The sequence below is a fragment of the Christiangramia portivictoriae DSM 23547 genome (assembly GCF_000423045.1).
GTDB classification, from domain to species: domain Bacteria; phylum Bacteroidota; class Bacteroidia; order Flavobacteriales; family Flavobacteriaceae; genus Christiangramia; species Christiangramia portivictoriae.
The window spans coordinates 667,077-678,860 of sequence record NZ_KE383971.1; the positions used below are offsets into that span (position 1 = coordinate 667,077).

General features: G+C 39.4%; 12 protein-coding genes. 6 read left to right on the forward strand and 6 right to left on the reverse strand.

Annotated features, from left to right (window positions below; all coding sequences use genetic code 11):
- Positions 1-12 precede the first annotated feature (12 nt).
- Together G529_RS0111490 and G529_RS0111495 are read left to right on the forward strand one after the other, a co-directional pair.
- Positions 13-357, forward strand: a complete 345-nt coding sequence (locus tag G529_RS0111490; protein WP_026915670.1) for a DUF2853 family protein — start codon at positions 13-15, stop codon at positions 355-357.
- 98 nt (positions 358-455) lie between these two features.
- Entirely contained in the window at positions 456-1,304 is an 849-nt protein-coding gene (locus G529_RS0111495) for a CvfB family protein (protein WP_026915671.1), read from the forward strand.
- On the opposite strand, the gene G529_RS0111500 is transcribed toward G529_RS0111495, so the two are convergent.
- Complete coding sequence (locus tag G529_RS0111500; protein WP_026915672.1) at positions 1,298-1,753, reverse strand: hypothetical protein; 456 nt, start codon at positions 1,751-1,753, stop codon at positions 1,298-1,300. The two genes, G529_RS0111495 and G529_RS0111500, sit on opposite strands and share 7 nt — an antisense overlap.
- Before the next feature lie 131 nt (positions 1,754-1,884).
- Between G529_RS0111500 and G529_RS0111505 the strand changes: the two genes are divergently transcribed.
- From G529_RS0111505 to G529_RS0111520, 4 genes are all read left to right on the forward strand, one after another.
- Positions 1,885-2,292, forward strand: a complete 408-nt coding sequence (locus tag G529_RS0111505; protein WP_026915673.1) for a DUF2059 domain-containing protein — start codon at positions 1,885-1,887, stop codon at positions 2,290-2,292.
- A gap of 100 nt (positions 2,293-2,392) precedes the next feature.
- Positions 2,393-3,232 carry a 1,4-dihydroxy-2-naphthoyl-CoA synthase gene (locus tag G529_RS0111510; protein WP_026915674.1) on the forward strand — a complete coding sequence of 280 codons (840 nt, stop codon included), beginning with the start codon at positions 2,393-2,395 and terminating at the stop codon, positions 3,230-3,232.
- A 63-nt stretch (positions 3,233-3,295) separates the two neighbouring features.
- A complete protein-coding gene (locus G529_RS0111515; protein ID WP_157514618.1) occupies positions 3,296-3,856 on the forward strand; it encodes a hypothetical protein in 561 nt (186 codons plus the stop codon).
- Between the two features lie 82 nt (positions 3,857-3,938).
- The gene (locus G529_RS0111520) at positions 3,939-4,502 is read left to right on the forward strand and encodes a hypothetical protein (RefSeq protein ID WP_026915676.1); all 564 of its coding nucleotides are present in this window, start codon (positions 3,939-3,941) and stop codon (positions 4,500-4,502) included.
- A gap of 66 nt (positions 4,503-4,568) precedes the next feature.
- Here the strand turns inward: G529_RS0111520 and G529_RS16725 are convergent, their stop codons facing one another.
- From G529_RS16725 to G529_RS0111540, 5 genes are all read right to left on the reverse strand, one after another.
- On the reverse strand, positions 4,569-5,072 hold the full coding sequence (locus tag G529_RS16725; protein ID WP_245566915.1) for an alpha/beta fold hydrolase: 504 nt from the start codon (positions 5,070-5,072) through the stop codon (positions 4,569-4,571).
- A gap of 30 nt (positions 5,073-5,102) precedes the next feature.
- A complete protein-coding gene (locus G529_RS16730) occupies positions 5,103-5,477 on the reverse strand; it encodes an alpha/beta fold hydrolase (RefSeq protein ID WP_245566916.1) in 375 nt (124 codons plus the stop codon).
- A gap of 133 nt (positions 5,478-5,610) precedes the next feature.
- Entirely contained in the window at positions 5,611-8,010 is a 2,400-nt protein-coding gene (locus G529_RS0111530; protein ID WP_026915677.1) for an alpha-ketoacid dehydrogenase subunit alpha/beta, read from the reverse strand.
- Between the two features lie 188 nt (positions 8,011-8,198).
- Positions 8,199-10,940 (reverse strand): gluzincin family metallopeptidase, encoded by a 2,742-nt coding sequence (locus G529_RS0111535; RefSeq protein WP_245566917.1) that lies wholly within the window; start codon positions 10,938-10,940, stop codon positions 8,199-8,201.
- Positions 10,941-11,088: 148 nt separating this feature from the next.
- On the reverse strand, positions 11,089-11,778 hold the full coding sequence (locus G529_RS0111540) for an LOG family protein (RefSeq protein ID WP_026915679.1): 690 nt from the start codon (positions 11,776-11,778) through the stop codon (positions 11,089-11,091).
- Positions 11,779-11,784 lie beyond the last annotated feature (6 nt).

The following is an 11,784-nucleotide window of genomic DNA, read 5'->3' on the forward strand; positions in this document are numbered from 1 at the left end:
AAAATTTAGATCATGAGTAAACTTGATGAAAAAGTAGGTCAGTATATCGATGACCTTAAGACCAAAGTAGGGGAGGATAATCCTGATGTGGATCTTCTACGGAAACTGGCCAAGTCCATGGGGCCAAGCATTTATAATGCCGATGCTGAAACTGTTGCTGCTTCAAGTAAATCTGAAGTTGAAACGGTTAAGAAAAATTTCGTGATGAAAAAACTTGGGGTGACCGATGAAGCTGAAGCAGACGAAGCGATTAACCAGGTAATGGAGAAATATGGAAAATCCAATCGTAATAAATATAGAGTGGTAATTTATTACCTTCTTACTAAGCATTTTGGTAAAGAAAGCATGTATAAATAAGTTACTGTAAACATATATAGATCCGTTTATGTGATTATCACGTAAACGGATTTTTTTATTGCTGATTAACAGTATCTTTGTATGCTAAATTTTAGACTATGATCAGGTTAGGAGAATACCATGAGTTAAGTATTATTAGAGAAAGCGATCACGGTGTGTATCTTGAAAACGATGCCGGTGATGAGGTGCTGTTACCTAATAAATACGTTCCTGAAACCTGGATGGTCTATGACAAGATCAAGGTTTTTGTCTACCTGGATCATTCAGAAAGACCGGTCGCAACCACTCTGGAGCCTAAGATCAAATTAGATCAGTTTGCGAATTTAACCTGTGTTGAGGTTAGCAAATTTGGGGCATTTTTAGATTGGGGCCTTGAAAAGCATTTATTCGTACCGTTTAAGGAGCAGGTCATCCCGATGCAAAAAGGAGAGCGTTACCTGGTATTTTGTTACCTGGACTTGGAAACCGAAAGACTTACGGCATCCTCTAAAGTTCATGCATTCCTGGATAACTCAGAGCTTACCGTGGAGCCATTTGAAGAGGTGGATCTTATTGTGAGCAACGAAACCGAGCTGGGTTTTAACGTGATCATCAATCAGCTGCATTTAGGATTGATCTATCATGATGAGGTCTTCAAAAAATTGCGAATTGGTGATTCCCTTAAAGGTTTTATCAAGAAAATTAGAACCGATAATAAGATCGATATCATGTTGCAAAGACCTGGATATCGAAGTATCGAGCCTAATGCACAGAAAATCCTGGACAAATTGCAGTCTTCCGGTGGTTTTATAGATTTAACAGATAAGTCTGATCCTGCAGATATTAAATCGAGGTTACAAATGAGTAAGAAGAGCTTTAAGAGAGCGATTGGTAGCCTTTATAAAAACAGGCAGATAGAATTGAATGAAGACGGAATCTCTTTAAAGGAAGAAACCAAGGATCAATAAATATAGCGATAAGGTGTATTATATCTCCTAACCCCGTAGCTACGCTGATTATAGTTATTTAGAAATGGATTGTAGAACGGGTTACTAAAGGAGTCATTCCTGTCTCTGGTCTGGATACTTCCTGTAACTTCAAAAGTTTTCTTTTCCCTGCTTCTCTGCGGAAGTGGAGATCCAAGGTCTATTTCGCGAGTGATCTTGTTTCTATTCGATTTGTCTATGATCGCCAGCATATCGATCTGGTCCTTCTGAATATCATTTCGAAGATGCATAAAGGATCCATCAGAAATATTGAATTCTGAAGGCTGTTGCCAGTTAAAGCTGAAATCTTTCCAGTCGTTTTGAATACCCCGATTGCCAATTTCAAAATCCTCTCGATCCCAGTACCCGAATTCCTGGGCAGAAGTAGTAAAACCTGCCAGCAGATATAGAAGGATAAGTAGAATTCTCATGATCAGTTTTTTCCGAAGGATATCAAAAATGGTGCAAAAACATTAATTATATTCCAATTCTTTTAAAAATTATCGAAGCAGTTTTCTAAAAACGATTATTTTCACTCCAAATTATAAAATCGAACGCAAATATGAAAAAATTAATATTAAGTATTGGAGTTGCCTTTATTGGTTTTACTTCTATGGCGCAAGAGCAAATGACTTCGGAAGAGACTAAAGCGATCAAGCTTATAGAGCTTACATCAGGTCAACAGTTTGATATCATGACCGAGCCTATCGTTAAAATGGTTGCTGAAGATAAAAGGGAAGAATTTAAAAAAGAACTTTCTGCCAGCACCCAGGAACTATACAAGAAAATGGCAGTAATCTATACTGAGAAGTTTACAGAAGAAGAACTTGATGATATTCTTGCATTCTATGCTACACCGGTAGGTGAGAAGATGGTGGAACTTACGCCAGAAATCACGAAAAAAGCTATGGAAATTGGCCAGGCCTGGGGAATGGAATTACAACCTATGATGGCGAAATATATGCAATAACAGGTCGCGGGATCTGTATTAAACCTGTTCCATGGAACAGGTTTTTTTATCAACTTTCTCAAGTTAACATAAAACTTTAATTTTACTGAAAACTATTTCTATGGCTAGCATAAACTGGAAAACAGTACGTGAATACGAGGATATAACTTATAAAAAGGCAGACGGGGTTGCGAGAATTGCTTTTAACCGTCCCGATGTTCGGAACGCCTTTAGACCAAAAACAACTTCAGAGCTGCTGCATGCTTTTCAGGACGCGCATGAAGATACTTCGATTGGTGCGGTCCTACTTTCTGCAGAGGGACCTTCTTCAAAGGATGGAATCTGGGCATTTTGCAGTGGAGGAGATCAAAAAGCAAGAGGTCACCAGGGATATGTTGGTGAAGATGGTTATCATCGCCTTAATATTCTGGAAGTACAACGCTTGATTAGATTTATGCCTAAGGCAGTGATCTGTGTGGTTCCAGGATGGGCAGTAGGTGGAGGTCACAGCCTGCATGTGGTATGTGATCTAACGCTGGCTTCCAAAGAACATGCGATTTTTAAACAGACCGATGCAGACGTAACGAGTTTTGATGCCGGCTACGGTTCTGCGTACCTGGCGAAAATGGTTGGACAGAAGAAAGCCCGGGAAATCTTCTTTCTTGGAAGAAACTATTCTGCACAGGAAGCTTTTGAAATGGGGATGGTGAACGCCGTGATCCCACATGAAGAATTGGAAACTACTGCCTTTGAATGGGCTCAGGAAATTTTAGAAAAATCACCGACTTCTATTAAAATGCTGAAGTTTGCGATGAATCTTACCGATGATGGGATGGTAGGTCAGCAGGTATTCGCTGGAGAAGTCACCAGGCTGGCTTATATGACAGACGAAGCTAAAGAAGGTCGAGATGCATTTCTAGAAAAAAGAAAGCCGAATTTCGAGAAAAAGTGGATTCCATAGAGAATTCACGCAACCATTTCAGGAAAAGAACGTCTTTGTAGTAGAACTAAATTATAGATGATTATGGGATTCCCAAAAATAGTATATAGATTCTTTGTCCTGTTTCTAACAGTTGTAAGCTTTAGCTCATGTAGTGGCGATGACAATTCTGATAATGAAAACGAATTCGTTGGTGAAAGTGGCATCAATTCTTCAGAAAGCAAAGATCTATGGCTTTCATTGAAAAGTACTAATAAGGATAGTTATGAGTATACTATAGAAACAGCATCCTGGACAGGCTTCGCTACTTCAACTACAATTAAGGTTGAAAATGGGGATGTGGTAAGTAGGGAATTTATCTCTACCCAGCCCCAGCAAGAGAATCCATCCGAAACTGAAATTGTAGAGGAATATATAGAAACAGAATCTGATCTTGGAACTCATGAGAGCGGCGCAGATATTCTGACCATAGATGAACTATATAGCGTTTGTTTTGCAGAGTATCTCACTGTAGATACTGATTCCAACCTTATATATTTTAATACTACAACTGAAGGAGTTATAAATACCTGTGGTTATGTAAATAAGAATTGTGCAGATGATTGTTTTGTTGGTTTTAAGCTGACTGACTTTAACTGGTTATAGGATTATTCAAAGCAAGATGATTAAGTGTAATTTCACGGTCTCGTGTAAAAACTATATTTTTAATCAGACTTAAAACTTCAATATGAAAAAGCTGCTTATTCTGATGTTTGTACTCCTGATTTTTGCGTGTTCCGAAGATTCGGATTCGGGAATTCTCGATCAGGAAGTTCTAAAAGAGAAACCTGAATTGGTGGAACAAGAGTCAGAAACCGAAGCCGAAAGCGAAACCGAAACAGAAACTGATTCAAATACAGATGGGGAGGATGAAGAGCAAGGGACTGTTATCGATGTCGATCTACCACAAAACTGGCAACTCTATAAAGCCAGATGTTGTGGAAATATAGAAGAAATGGCCGAAGATCTTGAATATTACCATGAGTTTGTATTTGGCGAAGATCTTAAATTCGAAAAAACGGTGATTCATGGGAATGATACGTTAAAGTATTACGGAGAATTTCAGGTTGTTGAGACAAGCAGTCAGGATACCTTATACAGGCTTACTCATAACAATGAAATAGTACCGGTAAGTTGCGTAAGTGGTAATCAGGAAGTTCTTACGCTTACTTTTGAGGATGATAAACCACTCCTATTCAATAAAATGTCACCATGTGATGGCCCCGATCTTTACTACGAAGAAGTGAATTGACATGTAAGACGAGCTCTGAATTTTTGAAATAGTCTATTGATGATAAAGAACAGTGCCGTGTGAAATTTACACGGCACTTATATTTAGTGCGTTTAAAGATCGATATGTCCTTTTAATAAAATCATCAATTTTTTCAGCAATTTCTGCATACACCTCTTCCTGTAGAAAATGTCTGGAAGGAAGCGAATGAACTTCCCGACAATCGGTTAATTTCTCCAGTTCTTTGCTGAAATGTTCGTAGGTTAGAGCCGGGTCATCCTCGCCCCAAACTGCCTGTATGGGATAATCTACATTTTTCAATGCAGTCTGTACTACATTCTGAAATTCTTCAGTTTGGTTGAAATTTCTCATAAGATTCAGAAAAGCTTTTCCATCATCTCTTCTTTTCAGAAGATCGACGTAAGCTTTAATTTCCGCAGAAGAAGAGCAGGATGCATCGTTGACGCCCATATGAGAAAACATAACTGGCCAGGTAGCGTGAGTGATCAAAATTAATTCGGGTTCAACTAAAACTTTTTTCTCGAATGGTCGCATCACCGGTGGCTTCTTGAAATTCTGAATATCGATCATGGTATTCAGATTAGTAATCGATTGTACTTTTTACAGATTCTTTGCAGCCAGTGCGAACCCTACAGGACCTCCAATATCATGCACTACTAAGTGAAACTTCTCAATTCTTAATTCCTGAAGACAGTCTGTAAGAAAGTCGGCGAAATTATTAAATACATAGTCAAAATCTTCCGGCCTGTCCGTAAGACCAAGTCCGGGAAGATCTACAGAGACACCACGACGATGTTTTTCAGCTAGTGAATCTATAACCTTTCTATATAGAAAAGAGGAAGTAGGCACTCTAGGAACACAAAGTACCACTTCACCACTTCCTCTGTCCAGAGCGAAGGTTTTGATATCATTATAGTTAAAATATTTTCCTTCCCGTTCGTGATCTTGAATCACTTCTTCAATTTCCTTACTCATAACCGTTTTGTTTGAATAGCCATAAAGCTACGATCTTGGAAACAAGTCTTTCGAAAGCACCTTTTAAAGTCTGATAAACGAAAACAAAAAAGCCGCGAATGAATCGCGGCTTGTATAAAGAAAGATAGATTTACTATCGTAGTTTTGGATATTTATTAGGATTGGTTTCATGCATGATAGCGTACACTTTTTCAAAAATATCTTCGGCTGAAGGTTTCGAAAAATAATCACCGTCTGTACCGTAAGCTGGCCTGTGTTCTTTAGCACTTAAAGTTTGCGGTTTGCTGTCCAGGTATCTGTAAGCATTCTGTTCATCGAGAACTTTCTGCAGGATATAGGCAGAGGCTCCTCCTGGAACATCTTCATCTATCACCAGCAAACGGTTTGTTTTCTGAACACTTTTTACAATGTCATGGTTTATATCAAAAGGTAAAAGCGACTGTACATCGATTACTTCAGCGTCAATATCCACCTGAGCTAATTCCTTCGCTACTTCTTCCACAATTCGAAGGGTGGAACCGTAAGATACCAGTGTGATATCGGTACCTTCCCGTAAAGTTTCAGTAACCCCAATCGGCGTTTTTATGTCTTTCAGGTTTGTAGGTAGCTTTTCTTTGAGTCTGTATCCATTAAGACATTCAATCACAAGGGACGGAGTATCTAATTCCAGTAAATGATTGTAGAAACCAGCGGCTTTGGTCATGTTTCTGGGTACAAGAACATACATTCCTCTAACCAGGTTAAGAATTCCCGCCATTTGAGAACCACTGTGCCAGATCCCTTCCAGTCGATGTCCTCTGGTTCTAACGATTAAAGGTGCCTTTTGCATTCCTTTTGTTCTATAATGCAGTGTAGCCAGATCGTCGCTCATTCCCTGAAGACAATATAATACATAATCGAGATATTGAATTTCCGCAATTGGACGCAAGCCTCTCATGGCCATTCCTATACCCTGACCCAGGATTGTCGCTTCCCGAATTCCAGCATCAGAAACTCTAAATTTTCCATATTTATTCTGAAGCCCTTCAAGACCCTGGTTTACATCTCCAATTTCGCCTGAATCTTCACCGAATATCAATGTATTTGCATGATTTTCAAAGATCTGATCGAAATTATCCCTCAGGATAATTCGTGCATCCACTTCCTCTGCTTCTTCATTATATTCAGGTAAAACCTCTGTTAGCGTATCTTCATTGATATAAAGATGCGAACTGTATTCTCCCTTATTTTCTTCTCCATATTCATTCAACCAGTCCAGCAACTGCTCTTTTGCAGCAGAAGACTCACCTATAGTATACCTCAAAGTTTGTCTTGCTGCAGAGATAAGATCCTTTTTCAAAGGTTCCCTGTCTTTCGCAATATTTTCTTTAAGAGAAGTTATAAAATTACCGTTGGCACTATTCTTAGCAACTTTTCCCAGAATTTCTACTATCTGCTTTTTCCTGTCGAGGGTTGGCTTCAAATAATTGTTCCAGGCGTTGCTTTTAGCAGTTCTTACCTGTTTCTTGATCTCCTTCTCCATCACTTCAAGATCTTCAGCATTGGAGAAATTATTTTCGATAATCCATTCCCGGAACTTCACATTACAATCATGCTCCTTTTCCCAGTTCAATCGGTCTTCAGATTTGTACCTCTCGTGAGATCCTGAAGTTGAGTGGCCCTGAGGCTGAGTTAATTGCTGAACATGTATTAAAACAGGGCAATGTTCTACACGAGCGATAGAAGAGGCTTTTTCGTAGGCATCTACCAGAGCCGGATAATTCCAGCCTTCCACAACAATGATCTCATAGCCATCATTCTCCTCATCTCGCTGAAAACCTTTAAGGATTTCAGAAATATTCTCTTTGGTTGTTTGGTGTCTTGCGTGTACAGAAATTCCATACTCATCATCCCATACGCTCATCACCATTGGTACCTGCAAAACACCAGCGGCGTTAATGGTTTCCCAGAAATGACCTTCACTTGTACTGGCATTTCCAATGGTTCCCCATGCTACCTCGTTTCCATTATCTGTAAATTTCTCAGCAGAAATTCCCTCAACGTTTCTATAGATCTTAGAAGCCTGCGCAAGACCAAGAAGTCTGGGCATCTGCCCGGCAGTAGGAGAAATATCTGAACTGGAATTCTTTTGTTCCATCAAATTTTTCCATTCTCCATTTTGGTCCAGACTGTGAGTCATAAAATGACCACCCATTTGCCTTCCGGCAGACATGGGTTCATTTTCCAGATTCGTATCTGCATATAGACCAGCAAATAATTGCTCTGGCGTAAGCGCACCTATAGCCATCATAAAGGTTTGATCGCGGTAATAACCCGACCTGAAATCACCATTCCTGAAAGCTTTGGCCATAGCCAGTTGTGGAACTTCCTTTCCATCTCCAAATATTCCGAATTTCGCCTTCCCGGTAAGCACTTCACGTCTACCTAAAAGACTACATTCTCTGCTGGTGACAGCAATCCTGTAATCTTCAAGTACCTGAGACTTGAATTCATCAAATGAAATTGAATTTTCAGTTTGTGTTTCGCTTTGCATGAACATAAATTTGAATAGGAGCAAATGTAGCGAAAATCAAAATTATATACAATTCAAATTTTTACGGTAAAACTGATAATAATTTAATTTTAACCTTTATTTATTATTTATTTCAAAAATAATAGGCGTAAGATTCAGAATTTGTTGATAAATGTGAAATTGTTCCAATTATAGCGAGGCTGATCATTTTAGTACCAGCGTCTTGTGAAAAGTTTAATGATCGTTCCAAGATCCAGCGATACGATAAACCTGATCTTCTCATCATAATTTTCCTGGGCAACTTCCCACCCCAGATTGGAATAGACGGGAAGAAACAGTTCGAAATAGTCCTGTACCAGGCTCATTCGAACACCAGAATCATATAAGAGCTTCCCATTTTCATGTCGATTTTTAACGATCCCAACATCAGCATAGGCATAGATCCATTTCCAGATATTGGTGCTGGCGTTGATTGTAGTAATCCATTCATTGGCATACTCGGGCTGGAGCTGAGATTTGAAGCCACCTTCAGCAACAATGATCTGTTGACTGAATAAACCGCTTCCCTGGCTTCTTCCGTAGTAATTATAATCAAATAGATAATCTGTAGGACGGTCCAGCGCAAAACTGAAGTAATCATTATTGCGTGAATCATTATATAGAAATGTCCCGCCAAAAAATCTTAAGTTAATCTGCCTGTTATTGGTAAACAATTTTCTGTATTCTGCAGTCACGGCTATTTTACTAAACTTATCTGAGAGTTGATAATCGAAGGAGGCGGTAAGGTGCTTTAAAAAATTTGGATTGCTGTAGCTGTACTTCACATTAAGCACATTATAATTTGGCTGAAGCAAGGGTTCCTCTGGATTCTGATCTCTGTGAACGTTGATGTTCCGTATAAGCAAACGTTGGCTCTCATTGCTTCGCAGGTAGGAATTTCTAAAGGCAAAGACCAGAAACGGACTGTATTTCTGGTAAAACAGATCATAGCCATAGGAATACCTGGAACCACCAACTCCATAGTAAATCAGGTACAAATCATTGTTCTCGAATTGATGTGCATTATAAAAGGAAGCTGAACCTACAAGAGTTTCACTTCCAAAGCCATATTTAGGAGACATTGAGAAATTAAAAGTTTTGCTGAGAACAGTCTTGTTATACAGCTTGGGCCCAATGGAAATGCCATCGTATAGGTTGTAATCGAATTCAGGCATAAAAAAGATCTGGTTATACCTTGGATCTTCTATGTCCTGAAGCAGCCTGAACTGCACGGGCTTATTCAACAGTGTGGTTACCCTTTTATAATTATTTCTTTGGTTGAATTCCGGGATTTCTGCTTCATAATTTAAGGCAAGTCTTTCGATTTCCATTCGTGGGATGGTAACAGTTTTAGTATCCCGAACGTTCTCTACCCAGGTTTTATAGATCGATTTTCCATCTTTGAGTCCGTAGAGGCTAATAGGCATCTCATTTTGCCTCAGGTTCCTAATTTGAACATCCAGTGAATCATCCTTCCTTTTTGTAACCTTCTGAATCTTAAAATCAATTTTGGTATTGCTTCCCACATAGTCCTCGAAAAACCAGGAAATATCTTTCTCTGCATTCTTCTGAAGTATTTCGGCGAATCGATCATCTGTCGTGGATTGAAGTCGATATTGCTGGTAAAATTCACGAATAGACTCCGAAACTGTTGAATCCCCAAGGAATTCTTCCAGGTATTTGATCCCAACGCCCGCCTTGTATGCATTGGCGATATTTTTGTTGAATTTTACCAGTGAATCCTGGCTGGTGTTTAGTGACTGATCTATATTCATTCTAGCCACATTCATATACAGGAACTGGTATTGATCATTGAACTCCAGATCTGCAGCATGGAACCAGCGAATCCCAATGATATCACTTAAATTCCCAATTAGCTTCATATTTGGGTAATACGTATCTACATAATCGATCATTAGAGAAACCTGGATGGCATCCGTCACCCATTTTTCGGTTCTGGGATTCACAAATATAGAGTTCTGGAGATAGTAGTTCGTGATGGATTTAAATAGTTTCAAATCGTATTGAAAACCATCAGGAAATGGTCTTATGAATCCGGGTAGTTGGTTCAAACCGTAAATAGGACTGTTTTTATAATCTTCCTGAGTAATAAAAATATTCTTGTTGGGGTAGCTTCCCAGCCTGTCTTCAAGAAAGCTGAAAGTACGCGAAAGCAATCTCGTTTTGTTCTCCAGGTCCACATCCTCATCCCGGATATTGGTTATGATCTTGTTTGAATTTGCGGGAAGGGACTCAAAAATATAAGTTTTGGTTAGATACATTTTGCTGTCAACGCGATGATCTCCGCTAAAATGAATGGTCTTAAAGCCTTTTCTGGTTTGGGTACGGGTAAGGTCTAAAGCTGATGCTGCATAATATTCAGTAGGAATATCAATATCGATTTCAATGCTGTACGGGCTTACGTATTGCGTTCCCAGATCTTTATGACTATAGAGCTTCCAGCCATTATCCAGCGGTGCAGGAGTCATATACCAGTATCGCAATTTGTAGTTGCCATCATTGTCCCGACCAAATCTGGTAAATTTATCATCAGGAATCTTCAGTTCGTACTGAAGATTTATGGTAATGGAATCTCCGGAATCAAGTGGTTCTGGTAGAAACACTCGTACAAGGTCCTCAATATTGCCTGGTCGGTCCCATTCCAGGCCAGTACCTTCCGTAGAAATTATAGATTCAATGGCTGTATGACCACGTTCTTCCTCTTTAGCGAAATGAAAACGGCGGGCAAAATCTTCAGCAAATCTTTTAGCGAGAGGGGAGGTTTTGGAGCTGAATGCGTTGTTCCAGTCATTCAGGTATATACTAACCAGTTCTCTATCTTCAGTATTCACAAAGGTAATTTGCTGGTCAACTTCAATGGTATGAAGACTGTCAACCAGGCGGGCGTTCACCTTTATAGCGTTTTGTGCTGAAAGCCAAAAGGGGAGTAGTAGAACGATAAAGAAACACTGAAGGTATTTCAACGAAGTTTAAGTTTAAAGCTGACAAAAATCAGATCTAAATATAAACAAAGTTTGATACCTTCAGCAGTTGATAATATTAGAAATTCGGGCTTAAGTTATATTCATCATAGAATTTATCCAGGATGTCTATTACTTCGTCTTCAGTATCTACAACCTGCACCAGATCAATATCGGCAGGACTAATGTTCTGAAAACTATCAAGAAGAGTGGTTTTGATCCATTCCACAAGACCTCCCCAGAATTCAGTCCCTACAAGAATAATAGGAAATTTATCGATCTTATGGGTTTGGATTAGAGTAATTGCTTCGAACAATTCATCAAGCGTACCAAAACCGCCGGGCATTACCACGAAGCCCTGTGAATACTTGACGAACATTACCTTTCTCACGAAGAAATAGTCAAAATCCAGGCTTTTATCGTTGTCTATATATGGATTATCGTGTTGCTCGAAAGGCAGATCGATATTAAGTCCAACAGAAGTACCGCCGGCAAGGTGAGCTCCTTTATTTCCGGCCTCCATGATCCCGGGACCTCCACCTGTAATCACTCCATAACCGTGATCTACGATCTTTTTTGCCACTTTTTCGGCAAGTCCGTAATACTTCATGTCCGGTTTCGTTCGTGCCGATCCAAATATGGAAACACAGGGACCAATCTGGCTTAATTTTTCGTAGCCGTTCACGAATTCCCCCATTATCTTAAAGATCGCCCAGGAATCATTTGTTCTTATCTCGTTCCAGGCCTTATTGCTATTTGCTGCTTTCATATGATT

What these genes read in the sequence shown, in the direction of transcription:
- G529_RS0111490 (WP_026915670.1), top strand. Translation starts at nt 13, where the DNA reads ATGAGTAAACTTGATGAAAAAGTAGGTCAGTATATCGATGACCTTAAG.
- G529_RS0111495 (WP_026915671.1), top strand. Translation starts at nt 456, where the DNA reads ATGATCAGGTTAGGAGAATACCATGAGTTAAGTATTATTAGAGAAAGC.
- G529_RS0111500 (WP_026915672.1), bottom strand. Translation starts at nt 1,753, where the DNA reads ATGAGAATTCTACTTATCCTTCTATATCTGCTGGCAGGTTTTACTACT.
- G529_RS0111505 (WP_026915673.1), top strand. Translation starts at nt 1,885, where the DNA reads ATGAAAAAATTAATATTAAGTATTGGAGTTGCCTTTATTGGTTTTACT.
- G529_RS0111510 (WP_026915674.1), top strand. Translation starts at nt 2,393, where the DNA reads ATGGCTAGCATAAACTGGAAAACAGTACGTGAATACGAGGATATAACT.
- G529_RS0111515 (WP_157514618.1), top strand. Translation starts at nt 3,296, where the DNA reads ATGGGATTCCCAAAAATAGTATATAGATTCTTTGTCCTGTTTCTAACA.
- G529_RS0111520 (WP_026915676.1), top strand. Translation starts at nt 3,939, where the DNA reads ATGAAAAAGCTGCTTATTCTGATGTTTGTACTCCTGATTTTTGCGTGT.
- G529_RS16725 (WP_245566915.1), bottom strand. Translation starts at nt 5,072, where the DNA reads ATGATCGATATTCAGAATTTCAAGAAGCCACCGGTGATGCGACCATTC.
- G529_RS16730 (WP_245566916.1), bottom strand. Translation starts at nt 5,477, where the DNA reads ATGAGTAAGGAAATTGAAGAAGTGATTCAAGATCACGAACGGGAAGGA.
- G529_RS0111530 (WP_026915677.1), bottom strand. Translation starts at nt 8,010, where the DNA reads ATGCAAAGCGAAACACAAACTGAAAATTCAATTTCATTTGATGAATTC.
- G529_RS0111540 (WP_026915679.1), bottom strand. Translation starts at nt 11,778, where the DNA reads ATGAAAGCAGCAAATAGCAATAAGGCCTGGAACGAGATAAGAACAAAT.